The organism is Leifsonia sp. P73 (genome assembly GCF_051059105.1).
Lineage (GTDB): Bacteria > Actinomycetota > Actinomycetes > Actinomycetales > Microbacteriaceae > Leifsonia.
Genome location: NZ_CP194931.1, coordinates 1,783,629 through 1,798,832, shown reverse-complemented (window position 1 = coordinate 1,798,832; position 15,204 = coordinate 1,783,629). Strand labels below are relative to the sequence as shown.

Below are 15,204 nucleotides of genomic sequence, written 5' to 3'. Positions count from 1 at the left end.
CCCTCGAAGACTCGGCGAGCGTGGGATCATTCAGGTGCTACTAGTTTGCAACTATTGCATAATCGCAAATAAAGTGTTCAGTGGGGCTCATGAACGAGGTAGCTGAGCAATGGACCTGAACGGGAAGAGCGTCGTCGTGACAGGCGGCAACAGCGGCATCGGAATGGCGATCGTCCGCGCCATCGCCGCGGCCGGAGCAGCCGTCGTGATCGACTACATCGCGCATCCTGAGGACGCGGCCGAACTCGTGAAGGAGATCACGGCCGACGGCGGTCGCGCGATTGGGGTCGAAGCAGACGTGACGACCACGGAGGGCATAGACAAGCTGATCGGCTCCGCGGTCGACGAGTTCGGCCGGCTCGACGCGTACGTCAACAACGCCGGTATCGAGAAGCGCCACAGCCTCCTCGAACTGGACGAGGAGGTATTGGACGAGGTCGTGGCCATCAATCTCAAAAGCGCGGTGTTCGGCACGCAACAGGCGGCGAAGCAGTTCCTGCGCCAAGGGTCGCCCGGTGTCGTGGTCAACATGTCGTCCGTGCACGAGGATTGGCCGATGCCCGGCAACCTCGCCTATTGCGTCTCCAAGGGTGGGATGCGGATGCTCACCCGCACGGCCGGCGTCGAGCTCGGCCCCCAGCAGATACGCGTGGTCGGCGTCGCGCCGGGAGCGGTGGACACGCCCATCAACGAGCAGACGATGACGGACGATTCGCTTCGCCAGAAGCTGGAAAACTCCATCCCGCTGCGGCATGTGGCGGACCCGGCGGAGATCGGCGAGGTGGTGGCGTTCGTCATCTCGGACCAGGCGAGATACCTGACCGCCACGACGGTGTTCGTTGATGGCGGCATTATGCACGGCGGCGGCGGTCTGTGACCTCGCCACGGATCGAGGACTACGCCCTCATCGGCGACCTGCATACGGCTGCACTGGTCTCGGTCGACGGGTCCGTCGACTGGCTGTGCCTTCCACGGTTCGACTCGGCGGCCAGCTTCGCCGCTCTTCTCGACGACGCTTCGGCCGGGAGGTGGCAGGTGGCGCCGATCGGTGGAGGCCGCTCCACTCGACGCCGTTACCGTGATGACACGCTCATCCTCGAGACCGAGTGGGAGACGGCGGATGGGCAGGTCAGGGTCACCGACTTCATGCCGGTGCGCGACCGCAGCGCCGACCTCGTGCGGATCGTCGAAGGGCTGTCGGGAACAGTGCGGATGGGCACGGAACTGGTGCTGCGATTCGACTACGGCCATGTCGTCCCATGGGTGACGCACTCCGAGCGGGGAATCCGAGCCGTGGCCGGGCCGGACGCCGTCCTCGTCGCCTCGGACGTCCCGCTCTCCGGCCGTGATCTTCGCACCGTGGCCGAGTTCGATGTCGCCGCCGGCGACCGGGTGTCGTTCGTCATGACCTGGTATCCGAGCCATGAGCAGCCGCCGTCGCCGACCGATCCCGACGAGGCGCTGGCGTCGACGGAGTTGTTCTGGACCCGGTGGAGCGCGCAGAGCCTCGTGTACGGGCCGCACCGGGACGCCGTGCAACGTTCGCTGATCACGCTCAAGGCGCTGACCTATCTGCCCACGGGCGGCATCGTCGCGGCGCCCACCACCTCCCTGCCCGAACAGCCGGGAGGCGCGCGCAACTGGGACTATCGGTTCTGCTGGTTGCGTGACGCGGCGCTTGCACTCCAGTCGTTGCTCACCGCCGGGTACACCGACGAGGCCCGCGCCTGGCGGGACTGGCTGGTGCGCGCGATCGCCGGCGACCCGGCGGAGCTGCGGATCATGTACGGGCTGGATGGGCGCAGGCGGCTTCCGGAGCAGACGCTCGACTGGCTCCGCGGCTTTGACGACTCGACCCCGGTGCGCGTCGGCAACGCGGCGTCCGATCAACTCCAGTTGGACGTGTGGGGCGAGGTCCTCGACGGCTTGGCGCTCACGCGGTCGACGATCGGTTCCAGTGACGACGTCTGGCGACTCCAAGTCGCTCTTCTCGACCATCTCACCGAGCGGTGGCAGGAACCCGACAACGGACTCTGGGAGATGCGTGGCCCGCGTCGGCATTTCACGCACTCCAAGGTCATGGCCTGGGTGGCTTTCGATCGCATGATCGAAGGGGCGCGTCGCTTCGACCTCCCCGGGCCGATCAGGAGCTGGGAGAGGACGCGCGCGGCGATTCGTCGGGACATCCTGGCAAACGGGTATGACGCCTCGCGCAACACGTTCGTGCAGGCATACGGCTCGAGTGAACTGGACGCCTCCCTACTGCTGATCCCTCGGGTGGGTTTCCTGGCACCTGACGACAAGCGTGTCCTTGGGACCATCGAGGCCATCCAACAGGGCCTCACCGAGGACGGCTTCGTCTTGCGCTACCGTCCCGGTGCGAGCGACGACGGCCTCACGGGCGACGAGGGGGTGTTCATCCTCTGCTCATTCTGGATGGTCGACGCTCTGGTCGGCGCCGGCCGCCGCGATGAAGCGGAGGACCTGTTCGAACGGATACTGACCCTTCGCAACGATGTCGGCCTGCTGAGCGAGGAGTGGGACCCGCACCGGGACCAGCAGCTCGGCAACATGCCTCAGGCCTATAGCCACTTCGCGCTAGTGCGAAGCGCCTTCCACCTGCTCGCCGGCGAGGCGGGCACAACCCGCGATCGAATCCCGATCGACACGACGCAAGCAACGAAGGCGAGGGCCCGATGAGCGCACCGCACATCCTCATCCTGGGAGCAGGGTTTGCCGGCTTCACCCTCGCGAGGGAGCTTCGCGGCGACGTGCGGGCGAACCGGATGCGGCTCACCGTCGTGGAACCGGACCCGTACCTGACCTACAAGCCGCTGCTCCCGGAGGTCGCCGGAGGCGAGACGCGGCCCCGTGAGACTGCCGTGCCGCTTCGGCGGCGGCTGAAGCACGCCGACCTAGTCGCCGGATCACTGGAGTCGGTCGACACCTCGGCCAAGATCGCCATCGTCCGCGCCTTGGACGGGACCGAGCGTCCGCTGCACTACGACCAGGTGGTGTTTGCCCTCGGCGCCGTGACGAAGACGATGCCCGTGCCGGGTCTCGCCCAGAACGCCATCGGCTTCTCGAGCATCGAAGAGGCGGAGTTCCTGCACGACCAGGTTATCGGTCGTATCCGGTTCGCTTCGGCGGCGTCGGACCCCGCGGAGCGCCGCAGGGCACTCACCTTCGTGTTCGTCGGCGGAGGTTACACCGGCGTGGAAGCCATCGCCGAGCTCCAACGCCTGGCGGCCGCCGAGTTCGTTCGCTTCCCCGGGCTGGCCGCTGAGGAAATGCGGTGGCTCCTGGTCGAGGCGGCGGGGCGCATCGCCGCGGAGCTCCCGGAGCAGCTGTCCACCTGGACGCTGCAACTGTTGCACCGCCGGCACATCCATGTGCTGCTGAACACCGAGATGACGAGTTGCGAGAACGGCCAGGTCACCCTCTCGAACGGCGAGACCCACCCGGCCGACACGATCGTCTGGGTCGCAGGGGTCACACCCAACCCGGTGCTCGATCATGCCGACGTGCCCCGCGGCCCCAAGGGTCATGTGCGATGCAACGCCCGCCTCCAGGCCGTCCACGACAGCGGCACTCCGCTCGAGGGGGTGTGGGCGCTCGGGGACGACGCGCAGGTCCCCGACCTGACCCGGAAGAAGCAGCACGCCTACTATCCGCCGAACGCGCAGAACGCCGTCCGACAGGCGCGGGTGCTCGCAGAGAACCTTCGCCGCACCCTCGACGGGCGGCCGGCACGCGACTACCAGCACACCTCGCTGGGGACGCTCGCCAGCTACGGCGGCGCGCGCGGCGCGGCGGTGATCCGCGGTGTGCGATTGCGCGGCGCACCGGCCTGGGCCGCGGACAAGCTCTATCACGCCGCTGCTTTGCCGAGCCCAGGAGGCCGCGTGCGCCTCGTGCTCGGCTGGATCGGCAACCTCCTGACGTCACGCGATCCCACGCCGACCCCGCTCGCCCGCGATCCGCGGGAGCGTTTCCAGGCTGCGGCAGCAGCGCAAGGCCACAGCGACTAGGCCGTGTTGCTAAACGTCCTCGGGCGCCTCGTGGGCGAGTCTCGGATGAGGCGTGAGCGGTGATCGGGCCGCTAATAGAGACGGCGAAGTCGACGGGGCGGTCGCCGGTGGATCGACGCACAGTGGTCGAGGCGACACGTGGCGGTTCCGCACCGGGGCGCCGTGGCGGGACGTGCCGGAGCGGTTTGGGAACTGGAACACGATCTATAAGAACTTCAACCGGTGGTCCGCGCGGGGCGTATGGGCGCGGGTGTTTCGCAATAGGTCTGGACTTCTCCCTCATTGGGTATTTCCTGGAGCCCTTTTGGCTCGAGTCCAGGCGCAATCACGGGTCTCGTCGACCTCGTGACCGGTCAGGTCGGCGTTCTCGGAGCCATCCGTAACTGTTCGGCAGACCAAGATCTTCACCGATCCCCGCCTCTGCGCCGCCATCGTCGACCGGCTCACCCTCAACGGCACCACCATCCAGACCGGCACCGAGTGGTACCGACCCAACCACCCCCGCACCCACATCTGACAGCCTCGTCGAATCAAACCTCAAGCAACGCCCATTCAGCACCCCCCTGCGAGACTGGAGGTTCGAACGACGATTTTTGATACCGTCGTCTTGCGAGAATTCGCAAGGAGGACGGATGGGAATCAGTGCCGGGGCCCTAGTCGCGGTATTCACGACACTGTTCGTGGTCCTGGTCGTGGCGTTCCTGATCGCTCGACGCAAGCGGTAGTTTCCATTATTCCCAAGGCGATTCACCCCGGGAGCAGGTCAGATCTATCTGTGAAGCGGGCGAGGCGGATCAGGGATGGTGGGCGCTGATGTCGTTCGAGAACGTGGCACCGCCGACGAACTGGCATTTCGGCCCGCTTACGGCCGGTTCCTTCCCCCTGACGCGGGTGCAGGCTTCGTGCCTGCCAACACACTCGCCTCAACGCTCGTAACCTGGATCGCACCAACGAAGCGGAGGCGTCCTCAGGCTGGGGTCCCCGGACGGGGAGGTGACCGCAAGGGCGACGATGGTGACTACCGTCCCAAGAAATTCCAGCGCAACGAGCGCGAATGATACGAGAAATGAAAACGCGAAGGTGCTTCACGGAGTGAGCGAGCCTCCGTCTCGGCTCCTATTTCGCTGACGCGGGCCGTTCCTATCCAGAGAGTTCAGTTGGTCAGCGTGCAAGTTGCTGGCGACTGCCAACGCAAACTGTCCGTTCCGCCAAGCTGGGACCAATCTCCGCCAGTACTCGGTCCTGGGCTCCCGCCAATTAGTTTGTCCACGACTCGTTATGCATTCGTACGCCCAGGTTTCCACACCAGCCACTTCCGCTCGACTTCGGAGACCAGGTCGACCTCGAATCGCTGTGCGAGGAGAAGCACGTGAGCAAGGACATCGGAAAGCTCGGCGCGAAAGTCCTGTTCAATCTGCGCGTCGCTGCGTCCCTTGTCGCGAGCCTGACCGTTCTTGGCTAGATACGCCTGAGTCAGCTCACCGACCTCCTCCCCCAGCTTGAGCACGAACCAATCGTCAGTCCGGTTGATCCCGTGACGCTCGGCATAAGAGGCCGAGACAGCTTCAACATCTTCCTGCAGACCCGCAACATCCATGCCCCAAGCATCACAGGCACGCTGGGCAGTTGCGGCCGGTAAGCCCTAGCCGCGAGCGTCGGTCAGCGCGAGCCAAGGGTGAAGCGGCCGTCGCGCGCGGGCTCGGCGCCCGCAGCCTCGGCGAAGACCTGTAGGCCGAGAACAACCTGATCGAGTTGAGCACCAGAAAGCTCACGCAGGATGCCCGCCAGCGTCTCGCGTCGGTCCGCGATGACCTTCTCGACCAGCGCCGTGCCACGGCGCGTGAGTTCCAGGCGGATGAAGCGTCGATCCTGCGGGTCCTCTGCCCGCGAGATCAGGTCGGCCTGTACCAGCTTGTCGCAGGTGCGTGTGGCATTGGAAGGGTGAACGCCCAGCTCCGTCGCGATCGCGCCTGGCGATTGCGGACCGTCGAGTTCGATCAGCATCAGCACCCGCAGTTGCAGACTGTTCACCTCGTCCTCCACTCTCTGAACCGACCGGGCGGCGACGCCCATCAGGACGTTCGCGGCAGCGATCGCCGCGTCGACGGCCTCAGCGGGTTCCGAAGAGGGTTTCACGGTTCAAGTATGACCCTGAGACATTGCGAACTCGCAATTCTCGCAATTTGCAATTCAGGCGCCCGCTCACCGCGCGCGACTTAAGCCTGAAAAGGTACTCCGAGGGACTAGCCCACACCCTTGCGAAGTGCAACGCTTGCGGTAAGGCAATCGATTGGAGACGGGGATGACGCACAAGAGCCGGGGTGGCGGGGCGCGGCGGAAGGAGGTCGTGCGCGGCGTCGATCGGTTGGTCCGCGATGTGGAGACCGGGCGGTTCGAGCGCTCGCTGTCGGCCCTGACCGCCGGAGGCGCTCTGGTGACCGCCGCCGAGATCTACTTTGAGCACGACAAGGCGAGCTTCGGCAACCCGTGGATGTGGGCTCCGGTGATCCTGGGGCCGATCGGCGCCGTCGCCGGAGTGGCCGGCGTGTTCAGCAAGACCGCCGCGAAGACCGTCCTGCCGATCGCCGCCGCGACCATCGTCGCGAACGGTCTGCAGGGGACCTGGCTGCACGCCCGCGGGGTCGGCCAGAAGCCCGGCGGCTGGCGGAACCTCCGGTACAACCTCGAGATGGGTCCGCCTCTTCTGGCGCCGCTGCTGGTCACGCTCGTCGGCGGGATGGGGCTCCTCGCCGCCGTCCTCAGGCGCGAGAAATGACCGTGAGCAGTCGGCGCGACCACATGCCGGAGCGGTTCCCCGGTTTCCGCGTGCTCGACCAGGCGGCGCACTGGGACGACGAGACGCGCTCGGTCGTGCTCTCTCGCGTCGGCCGGCAACCGGACATCCGGTTCTTCGACATCGATGAGCAGGCGACGGCCACCGCGCTGTTCGATCGGCTGCTGGATCAGGATCCGGAGCATCGTGTCCCCGTGACCGCGATGGTGGACGCGCGTCTCGCCGAGCAGCAGACCGACGGATGGCACTACGACTCCATGCCCGAGGACGCGGAGGCGTGGCGACGCACGCTCGCCGCTCTGGAGGAGGACGCCGCCGCCGCGCACGGTCGACGGTTCGCGAGCTGCGCCACGGAGGAGCAACTCGACCTGCTCGAACAGGTCAGGAGCGGCGACGGCGACTGGCACAGCTTCGACCGGGCGCGCATCTGGAGCCTCTGGACGCGGTACGCGTGCACCGCGTTCTACAGTCACCCGGCCGCCTGGGACGAGATCGGTTTTGCCGGGCCGGCCTACCCGCGCGGCTACAAGAACCTCGGGATCGACCGCCGCGAGCCGTTCGAGGTCGCCGACGCGCACCCGGACGACCTCCCCGGGACGGGCACGCAGCGGTGAGCGCCGTGCGGGAGCGGAACGACTCCGCCTGGCTGCTGACCCCCGACGGCTCCAAGGCGGAGCCACGGCTGACCGAGCAGATGCGGCGCTTCGACGACACCGACGAGGTCGACATCGCGATCGTCGGCTGCGGGGCGGGAGGCTCGGTCATGCTGCAGCGCCTCGCGCGCGCCGGCTGGGACGCCGTCGCCTTCGACGCGGGCCCGTTCTGGGATCCCGCCCGCGACTGGGTGAGCGACGAAGCCGGCTCGCACCACCTCTACTGGACCGAGCCGCGCCAGATCGGCGGCGACGACCCGGTGCCGCTCGGCTCCAACAACTCGGGCCGCGGGGTCGGCGGGTCGATGGTGCACTACGCCGGCTACGTGCCGCGCTTCCACCCGAGCGACTTCCACACGCTCAGCGCGGACGGCGTCGGCGCGGACTGGCCCATCGAGTACGACCAGCTGCGCCCCTTCTACGACGACATCGAGAACGAGCTCCCCGTCGCGGGCGAGGACTGGCCGTGGGGCGACCCGCACCGCTACCCGCACCGGCCGCATCCGGTGTCGGGCAACGGGGAGACCTTCTTGCGCGGCGCGCTCGCGGCGGGCATCGAGGCGAAGGTCGGGCCGGTGGCCATCCCGAACGGCCGGTTCGGGCACCGGCCGCACTGCATCTATCGCGGGTTCTGCCTGCAGGGCTGCAAGGTGAACGCCAAGGCCTCGCCACTCATCACCCACATCCCGGACGCGCTCGCGCACGGCGCCGAGGTCCGCGCGGACAGCATGGTGACCTCCATCGAGGTCGACCAGTTCACCGGACGCGCGACCGGGGTGCACTACGTGAAGGACGGCGTCCCGCGGTTCCAGAAGGCCAGGATGGTCGCGATCGCCGGGTACTCCATCGAGACGCCGCGGCTGCTGCTCAACTCGGCGTCGGCGCGCTTCCCGGACGGGCTCTGCAACGACTTCGACCTGGTCGGCCGCTACCTCATGGTGCAGGGCGCCCCGCAGACCGCGGGCCGGTTCGAGCAGGAGATCCGGATGTGGAAGGCGCCGCCTCCCGAGGTGAGCACGGAGGAGTTCTACGAGACGGACCCGGCCAAGCCGTACAAGCGCGGGTACTCCATCCAGACCGTCTCGCCGCTGCCGATCACCTGGGCGGAGCACGTGATGGCGCAGGGCCACTGGGGCGCGGACCTGCGCCGCTACATGACCGACTACGTGCACTGGGCGTGCCTTGGAGCGCTCTGCGAGTTCCTGCCGCGGGCCGAGAACCGCGTCACGCTGGCCGACGAGAAGGACCGCTACGGCCTCCCTATCGCCCACTTCGCCTACTCGCAGTGCGACAACGACCGCGCGCTGGCGAAGGCGGCGCAGGCGACCATGGAGCGCATCCTGGAGGCCGCGGGCGCTCAGGAGACCATGACCGTGCAGCGCTACGCCCACCTGGTCGGTGGAGCGCGCATGGGCGCGGACGAGACGCGCGGGGTCGTGGACGCGGACTGCCGGTCGTTCGCCGTGCCCAACCTGCTCATCACCGACGGGAGCGTGTTGCCGACCCAGGGCAGCGCCAACCCCGCGCTCACCATCATGGCGGTGGCCGCACGCGCGGCGGACCGTCTCATCCGGCATCCGGAGAAGTGAAAGCCAGCATCCGCAGAAGCGAAAGAGGGACGACAAATGGCGACGACAGTCAGCGAGTTCGTGATCGGACGACTTCGGGAGTGGGGTGTGCGGCGGGTGTTCGCCTTCCCCGGCGACGGCATCGGCGAGTTCGACGGGATGCTCGGCAAGGCCGAGAGCGCCGGGGAGGGGTTGGAGTACATCCGTCCCACCCACGAGGAGATCTGCGCTCTGATGGCGACGGCGCACGCCAAGTTCACCGGTGAGGTCGGCGTCTGCATCGCGACCTCCAGCCCGGGCGGCTTCCACCTGATGAACGGCCTCTACGACGCCAAGATGGACAACCAGCCGGTGGTCGCGATCGTCGGCCAGCAGGGGCTGAACTCCTTCGGCACGTTCAACCAGCAGGAGAGCAAGCTGGAGCAGACCTTCTCCGACGTGGCCGAATACGTGCAGACGATCGTCTCGCCGGAGCAGGCGCAGGCCGTGATCGACACCGCCTTCCGCACGGCGATCACCCGCAAGCAGCCGTGCGTGGTCATCCTGCCGCACGACGTGCAGGGGATGGAGATGGCAGCCCCCGGCGCGGAGATGTGGGTGTCGCGGTCGAGCGCGGTGCCGCCGTCGACCGCCATCGCCCCGCCGGCGGAGCAGCTCCGGGCGGCCGCCGACATCATCAACGCCGGCGAGCGGGTGACCTTCCTCGTCGGGCACGGAGCGGTCGGCGCGACCGAGGAGGTCCTCGCGGCCGCGCGCCTGACCGCCGCCGGCGTCATGACCACGCTGCGCGGCAAGCAGGTCGTGCCGGGCGATGTGCCGTTCCACACCCAGCAGCTCGGCCTGCTCGGCTCGCGGCCCAGCTACGACCAGATGCAGGACTGCGACACCCTCGTGCTGCTCGGCACCAACTACCCGTACGGGCAGTTCCTGCCGAAGACCGGGCAGGCCAAGGCGGTGCAGATCGACCTCCGGCCCGAACAGCTCGGGCTGCGCTACCCCACCGACGTGAGCATCTGGGGCGACGTGAAGACGACGCTGGCCGCGCTCCTCCCGCTGCTGACGCAGAAGGACGACCTGTCCTGGCAGGAGAAGGCGGCCTCCGGCATGCGCGAGTGGGACGACGAGCTCGCCGCCCAGGCCGAGCAGCACTACGACGACGGCGTGAACCCGCGCCGGGTCTACCACGAGCTGAACAAGCGCCTCCCGGCCGGCGCGATCGTCACCGCCGACGCCGGGACCACGGCCGACTGGTACGGCCAGCACATCCGGCTGCGCGACGGGATGCGCGGCGACCTGTCCGGGCGCCTGGCGACCATGCTCGCGGCCATGCCGTACGCGGAGGCCGCGAAGTTCGCCTACCCGGACCGCACGGTCGTCTGCACGATCGGCGACGGCGCGTTCCAGATGCTCGGGATGAACGAGCTGATCACGATCAAGAAGTACCTCTCGCGCTGGTCCAACCCGAACTTCGTCGTGCTGGTCCTCCACAACGACGACCTCACCCAGGTCTCCTGGGAGATGCGCACCGAGGACGCCAACCCGGTCTGGTCCACCTCCCAGGACGTCGAGTCGGTCGACTATGCCGGCTGGGCGCAGCTGCTCGGCTTCCAGGGCATCACCGTCACCTCCGACGACCAGATCGAGGCGGCCTGGGACGCCGCTCTCGCGCATCCCGGCGTCACCCTGATCGACGCGCACACCAGCAAGAACGTGCCGCCGCTGCCGCCGCACATCACGCTCGAGTTCGCGAAGAACACCGGCCTCGCCCTCTTGAAGGGCGACCCGGACGGCCTCGGCGCCATCAAGGACTCCGCGACCTCCCTCCTCACCGAGGGCGTCGAGCGGGTGAAGCACGCACTGCACCGGGACGACGACGATGAGCAGTAGTCCCGCCGATCGCATCCAGTCCGTCCAGGCCGCGGTCTACCGGGTGCCGACGGCCACCGGCGGACGGGAACGCCCGGAGAGCGACGGGACGCTCGAATGGGATCACACCGACATGCTGGTCGTGCGCGTCTCCACGGGAGGGGAGACCGGCCTCGGCTACTCCTACACGTCGGCAGGTGCGCTCGATGTACTGCGCGACACGCTCTGGTCTGTCATCGGGGACGCCGACCCCCTGGACAGTGAGCGCCTGTACTGGGCGATGGCGCGGGCCGTCCGCAACATCGGCTGGAGCGGGGTCAGCGCGTCGGCGATCTCCGCCGTCGACATCGCCGTCCATGATCTGAAATCCCGGCTGCTGGGCGTCTCGTTGACGCAGCTCCTCGGCGGAGCCCACGACGGCGTCCCCGCCTACGGCAGCGGGGGATTCACCGACTACACCGACGGCGAACTGATCGAACAGCTCGGATCCTGGGCGGCCGACGGGCTGTCGGCGGTGAAGATCAAAGTCGGGACGGACCCTGCCGATGACCCCCGCCGCGTCGCGGTCGCCCGCGACGCGATCGGGCCCTACGTCGACCTCTTCGTCGACGCCAACGGCGCGTACACCCGCAAGCAGGCCCTGGCGCTCGCCGACCCGTTCCTCGAACGCGGCGTGAGCTGGTTCGAGGAGCCCGTCTCCAGCGACGACCGGGAAGGACTCCGGATGCTGCGCGACCGCCTGCCCGCCCCGATCCGGGTCGCGGCGGGCGAGTACGCCTACACGCTGGCCGACTTCCGCGATCTGCTGGTCGACGGCTGCGTCGACGTGCTGCAGGCGGACGCCACCCGCTGCGGGATCAGCGGATTCACTGCGGCGGCGGCCCTGGCGGACGCGTGGGGGCTGCCGCTCAGCGCCCACACGGCGCCCGGATTGCACGCGAGCGTCGGGGCGGGCTGCCGGGCGGTGACCAACGTCGAGTACTTCCACGACCACGTGCGGATCGAAAGCGCGTTCTTCGATGGCGTTCCGGCCCTTCGTCACGGCGACCTCCTCCCGGACCGCGCGGCACCCGGTCACGGTCTCACGCTGCGCGAAGCCGATGTCGAGCCCTACCTCGTGGACGGGCTCAGTACAGCTCTCGGCACGAAAGGACACGCCTGATGACATATCGATTGGTCAGGTTCCCCAGCGGTCGCGATGTAGGAATGACCGGCATCGGTGACCCCGCGGCCAGACACCTTGCCATCTTCTTCCATCCCACTCCAGGAGCGTCCGGATTCGACCCCGACCCGACCGTGACCGCCCGATCCGGCCTTCACATCCTCACCTTCGACCGCCCCGGGTACGGCGCCACCGAGCCAGACAACCTCCAGGTGTCCGAGTGGGTGGACGACCTTGCCGGCTACCTCCGATCCGCCGAATCAACAGCCATCACCTCCACCGGAACCAAGTATGGGCCAATCGCAGTCATCGGCTGGCGAGAGGGCGGTATCTACGCGGCGGCCTTCGCCACCCGCCACCCACACCTCGTGAGCAGGCTTGCGCTCGTCGGTGCACCCGCGCCGAAACGAGCCAGCATAGACACGGACCCTGAGGTCATCAACCGACGCAAACAGCTCGCGAAGCTGATGGAGAAGAACAGCCGCCCTGGCTATCAGGATCGCCTCGACCACATGCGCGAGGCGGCGTACGTGCACGGCGGGATCGGGGCAACGGCGGACCGCAACGCATTCAAAGACGTGCCACCCCCTTCGAGCAACGCGCCTGCCCTGATCTTGTACAGCGCCGGAGACAGCTACGCCACCATCCAGGACGCCAACTGGTACGCAGCAGGCATGCCCAACGCGCAGGTCGAACGCGTAGAAGCCGCCATTGGGCCCATCGCCGACAGATGGGAAGAAGTACTCCGCTTCGTACGCGAACCCAACTAGCCCTCCCTGTACGAGCCAAGATCTGGTTCAAGGCAGAACGGTGTGGAGGGGATCGCCGACTGCCAGAAATAGCGATCAGCGAATCGAGGCTGGATCCGCGCAGGCAAGACGTCACCGCCCTCTGAATTCCGACCCCGCGGTCTCCGCCGTCTCGATCACAATGTGTGGGTTCGCGTGAACGGCCGGCTCGTGCCGTCCCCGTTGGGAGGGTTCAGGTGAGAGCCGGCCGATCACTCGGAGAGCAACGACGAACGAGGGGAGTGTTGTCGTCGGTTGCCTCGTTTCGGCACTGCGGGTGCGGTGACGTTTCATAGCTCCTTGGTGTCGGGTCCGGGAGGCTGATCGGCCGGGGGACCACCAGTGACTGGTATCCGGGGTCCGGCTTTGAGCAGGCGGGCGTGGAGGATGTCTCCGATGAACAGGTCGTAGAGGATGACACCGATCACGCCGCCGATCAGCGGCCCAAGGATCGGCACCCATATGTACCAGCTGAACCAGGCGCCGTCGCCGGGCACTGCCAAGTTCCCCAGCCGGCGACCCAGGCCAGCAGCCGGGGACCGAGGTCACGGGCCGGGTTGATTGCGTACCCGGCGTTCGCACCGTAGGACATGCCGATCGCCGCGACGGCGAAGCCGATGATGAGCGGGCCGAGGTTCGCTTTCACCGCCGTGTTTCGCAAGTCGATCACGGCCGCGATCAGCAGGATCAGGAACATCGTCCCGACGATCTGATCGAACAGCGGCCCCCACATGTTGCCCTTGTAGTACGGCGCTGGGAAGGTGGCGAAGATCGAGAACGAGGCAAGCGTGTGCCCGTTCGTCTTCGGTCCCTTGCTTGCCATGTCGAACGCGCCGATCGCCGCCGCATACACGCCGAGCACGAGCGCGGCGCCGACGAACGCGCCGAGCAGCTGGGAGATCATGTACGGCAGCACCTTCACCCAGGCGAAGCCGCGCCGCACCGCGAACGCCAGCGTGACCGCCGGGTTAAGGTGCGCGCCGCTGACGCCGCCGGCGACGTACACGCCGAAGACGACCGCCATTGCCCAGCCCCAGGTGATCAGGAGCCAGTCGCCCGCTCCGAGGAAGAACGTTGTCGGCCCCTCGGTGCGGCCGGAGCCCGGCAGCGCCGCCACAGCCATCGCCACGACGCCGTCGCCGAACGCGATCAGGACGAACGTTCCCAGGAACTCCGCGAGGCACTCGCCCCACAGGCCGCTCCTACGTTTAAGTCCCCAGCCCCGGAACAGGACTGGGATCGTGTCATCGGACATTCCGTACCTCCATTGGAAGCGGCGTGTCATCACGTCGATACGATCAGTGTCGCGCAATGTTTGCGATTGCGCAATGAAGGACTTTGTGGGCTGGGAAGCCCTGCCTTGACCACCTCAGGAGATCGCGGGCAGCACGAGGCCGAATCGCCCGTCCGCTGCCGGCCGCTCCCCGGCGGCGTGCGCGAACGCACGGAACGCGTGCAGTGCAGTGACCCTGTCGCGAGGCTCCATCGCTGCGAGCACCTCTGCCAGGGCGGCGCGGCGGTGACCAATCACGCGCTGCACGAGCGCGGTCCCCTCCTGCGTCAACGTGAGGTGCACGAAGCGCCGATCCGCCCGGTTCTCGGAGCGGGTGATGAGCCCGGCTTGCACGAGCTTCTCGCATGTGCGGGTCGCGTTGGAGGCGTGAACGCCGAGCTCGGCGGCAATCTCGCCAAGGGTTTGCGGTCCGCGGGTGGCGATCGCTACCAACACGCGCAGCTGCGGCGACGTGACGAGATCCTCCACCTCGAGCACAGAGCGCGCCGCGACGCGCATCATCACGTCCACCGCAAGGAGCGCGGCATCCACATCTTGCAGCTTCTCACCCTGTTCGTCCACTCTTTCAGTTGTACAACGAATCACTTGCGCCCGGGCAACATTTGCTCAAGTTGCGGACCGGCTCCGAGGTTGACGCTGACGCTTCTCCTTCAGCGTCCACGGTGAGACAATTGCGATACCGCAACTAAGGAGGCGATGGTCATGGCGGAAGAAGAGGAGCGTGACCAGGTCGAGGGCCACTACACCCAGAAGGAGCCGGAGGCGGCGGAGCTACGCGAGGTCCACGGTCAGTACACGGAGTCCGAGGGCCACCCCGGCCCCGAATCGGACATCGTTGGCGCCTATGTCGGGTCGGAGCGCGCCGGCGAGCAGCCGCTGGTGCGCAGTTCACACCTGCGTAGCGGCAACTACCCGAAGGCCGAGCACTACGGAGCCCCGCATCAGCACGGCGCGCACGAGCAAACCGACGATGACCCGACCGCCGACGGCGCCGGAGACATGGACCCCGGCCGCTGAGAATCGACCGCCGACAATTGGCGGAGTGGGC

At 67.6% G+C, this 15,204-nt stretch carries 15 protein-coding genes and 1 pseudogene; 12 read left to right on the top strand and 4 right to left on the bottom strand.

The features are described 5' to 3' along the window. The first annotated feature begins 109 nt into the window (after positions 1 to 109). The 5 genes and pseudogenes from ACQ86L_RS09195 to ACQ86L_RS09175 form a co-directional block, all read left to right on the top strand. On the top strand, positions 110 to 877 hold the full coding sequence (locus tag ACQ86L_RS09195; protein WP_434318608.1) for a glucose 1-dehydrogenase: 768 nt from the start codon (positions 110 to 112) through the stop codon (positions 875 to 877). After that, positions 874 to 2,700 (top strand): glycoside hydrolase family 15 protein, encoded by a 1,827-nt coding sequence (locus ACQ86L_RS09190; protein WP_434318607.1) that lies wholly within the window; start codon positions 874 to 876, stop codon positions 2,698 to 2,700. Before ACQ86L_RS09195 ends, ACQ86L_RS09190 begins: the two co-directional genes overlap by 4 nt. Beyond that, positions 2,697 to 4,031 (top strand): NAD(P)/FAD-dependent oxidoreductase, encoded by a 1,335-nt coding sequence (locus tag ACQ86L_RS09185; RefSeq protein ID WP_434318606.1) that lies wholly within the window; start codon positions 2,697 to 2,699, stop codon positions 4,029 to 4,031. The genes ACQ86L_RS09190 and ACQ86L_RS09185 overlap by 4 nt, the downstream gene beginning before the upstream one ends. Before the next feature lie 52 nt (positions 4,032 to 4,083). Continuing rightward, positions 4,084 to 4,380: a transposase gene (locus tag ACQ86L_RS09180; RefSeq protein ID WP_434318605.1), complete on the top strand. Its 297-nt coding sequence runs from the start codon at positions 4,084 to 4,086 to the stop codon at positions 4,378 to 4,380. A 45-nt stretch (positions 4,381 to 4,425) separates the two neighbouring features. Continuing rightward, a pseudogene (locus ACQ86L_RS09175) lies at positions 4,426 to 4,548 on the top strand (IS21-like element helper ATPase IstB); the annotation flags it as partial. A 759-nt stretch (positions 4,549 to 5,307) separates the two neighbouring features. On the opposite strand, the gene ACQ86L_RS09170 reads toward ACQ86L_RS09175, so the two are convergent. Then, positions 5,308 to 5,628, bottom strand: a complete 321-nt coding sequence (locus ACQ86L_RS09170; RefSeq protein WP_434318604.1) for a pyrophosphatase — start codon at positions 5,626 to 5,628, stop codon at positions 5,308 to 5,310. Between the two features lie 62 nt (positions 5,629 to 5,690). Then, positions 5,691 to 6,167: a MarR family winged helix-turn-helix transcriptional regulator gene (locus tag ACQ86L_RS09165; RefSeq protein WP_434318603.1), complete on the bottom strand. Its 477-nt coding sequence runs from the start codon at positions 6,165 to 6,167 to the stop codon at positions 5,691 to 5,693. Positions 6,168 to 6,333: 166 nt separating this feature from the next. On the opposite strand from ACQ86L_RS09165, the gene ACQ86L_RS09160 reads away from it, so the two are divergent. Genes ACQ86L_RS09160 through ACQ86L_RS09135 form a run of 6 tightly spaced genes read left to right on the top strand, consistent with a single transcriptional unit; the run spans position 6,334 to position 12,844 of the window. Continuing rightward, entirely contained in the window at positions 6,334 to 6,807 is a 474-nt protein-coding gene (locus ACQ86L_RS09160; protein ID WP_434318602.1) for a hypothetical protein, read from the top strand. Then, positions 6,804 to 7,439 carry a gluconate 2-dehydrogenase subunit 3 family protein gene (locus ACQ86L_RS09155; RefSeq protein ID WP_434318601.1) on the top strand — a complete coding sequence of 212 codons (636 nt, stop codon included), beginning with the start codon at positions 6,804 to 6,806 and terminating at the stop codon, positions 7,437 to 7,439. The genes ACQ86L_RS09160 and ACQ86L_RS09155 overlap by 4 nt, the downstream gene beginning before the upstream one ends. After that, a complete protein-coding gene (locus tag ACQ86L_RS09150; protein ID WP_434318600.1) occupies positions 7,436 to 9,067 on the top strand; it encodes a GMC family oxidoreductase in 1,632 nt (543 codons plus the stop codon). The genes ACQ86L_RS09155 and ACQ86L_RS09150 overlap by 4 nt, the downstream gene beginning before the upstream one ends. 36 nt (positions 9,068 to 9,103) lie before the next feature. Continuing rightward, positions 9,104 to 10,933 carry a thiamine pyrophosphate-requiring protein gene (locus tag ACQ86L_RS09145; protein WP_434318599.1) on the top strand — a complete coding sequence of 610 codons (1,830 nt, stop codon included), beginning with the start codon at positions 9,104 to 9,106 and terminating at the stop codon, positions 10,931 to 10,933. Then, positions 10,923 to 12,074 (top strand): enolase C-terminal domain-like protein, encoded by a 1,152-nt coding sequence (locus tag ACQ86L_RS09140; RefSeq protein ID WP_434318598.1) that lies wholly within the window; start codon positions 10,923 to 10,925, stop codon positions 12,072 to 12,074. Before ACQ86L_RS09145 ends, ACQ86L_RS09140 begins: the two co-directional genes overlap by 11 nt. A 44-nt stretch (positions 12,075 to 12,118) precedes the next feature. Beyond that, on the top strand, positions 12,119 to 12,844 hold the full coding sequence (locus tag ACQ86L_RS09135; RefSeq protein ID WP_434318597.1) for an alpha/beta fold hydrolase: 726 nt from the start codon (positions 12,119 to 12,121) through the stop codon (positions 12,842 to 12,844). A 454-nt stretch (positions 12,845 to 13,298) separates the two neighbouring features. Here ACQ86L_RS09135 and ACQ86L_RS09130 read toward each other — a convergent pair whose 3' ends face one another. After that, positions 13,299 to 14,117 carry an MIP/aquaporin family protein gene (locus ACQ86L_RS09130; RefSeq protein ID WP_434318596.1) on the bottom strand — a complete coding sequence of 273 codons (819 nt, stop codon included), beginning with the start codon at positions 14,115 to 14,117 and terminating at the stop codon, positions 13,299 to 13,301. A gap of 114 nt (positions 14,118 to 14,231) precedes the next feature. After that, positions 14,232 to 14,717: a MarR family winged helix-turn-helix transcriptional regulator gene (locus tag ACQ86L_RS09125; RefSeq protein ID WP_434318595.1), complete on the bottom strand. Its 486-nt coding sequence runs from the start codon at positions 14,715 to 14,717 to the stop codon at positions 14,232 to 14,234. Positions 14,718 to 14,858: 141 nt separating this feature from the next. Between ACQ86L_RS09125 and ACQ86L_RS09120 the strand changes: the two genes are divergently transcribed. Then, a complete protein-coding gene (locus ACQ86L_RS09120; protein ID WP_434318594.1) occupies positions 14,859 to 15,173 on the top strand; it encodes a hypothetical protein in 315 nt (104 codons plus the stop codon). Positions 15,174 to 15,204: the final 31 nt, after the last annotated feature.

Bases quoted from the DNA above. Each gene is read 5' to 3' on its own strand.
- ACQ86L_RS09155 (WP_434318601.1), top strand. From the start codon at position 6,804: ATGACCGTGAGCAGTCGGCGCGACCACATGCCGGAGCGGTTCCCCGGT.
- ACQ86L_RS09135 (WP_434318597.1), top strand. From the start codon at position 12,119: ATGACCGGCATCGGTGACCCCGCGGCCAGACACCTTGCCATCTTCTTC.
- ACQ86L_RS09170 (WP_434318604.1), bottom strand. From the start codon at position 5,628: ATGGATGTTGCGGGTCTGCAGGAAGATGTTGAAGCTGTCTCGGCCTCT.
- ACQ86L_RS09145 (WP_434318599.1), top strand. From the start codon at position 9,104: ATGGCGACGACAGTCAGCGAGTTCGTGATCGGACGACTTCGGGAGTGG.
- ACQ86L_RS09140 (WP_434318598.1), top strand. From the start codon at position 10,923: ATGAGCAGTAGTCCCGCCGATCGCATCCAGTCCGTCCAGGCCGCGGTC.
- ACQ86L_RS09130 (WP_434318596.1), bottom strand. From the start codon at position 14,117: ATGTCCGATGACACGATCCCAGTCCTGTTCCGGGGCTGGGGACTTAAA.
- ACQ86L_RS09195 (WP_434318608.1), top strand. From the start codon at position 110: ATGGACCTGAACGGGAAGAGCGTCGTCGTGACAGGCGGCAACAGCGGC.
- ACQ86L_RS09185 (WP_434318606.1), top strand. From the start codon at position 2,697: ATGAGCGCACCGCACATCCTCATCCTGGGAGCAGGGTTTGCCGGCTTC.
- ACQ86L_RS09120 (WP_434318594.1), top strand. From the start codon at position 14,859: ATGGCGGAAGAAGAGGAGCGTGACCAGGTCGAGGGCCACTACACCCAG.
- ACQ86L_RS09160 (WP_434318602.1), top strand. From the start codon at position 6,334: ATGACGCACAAGAGCCGGGGTGGCGGGGCGCGGCGGAAGGAGGTCGTG.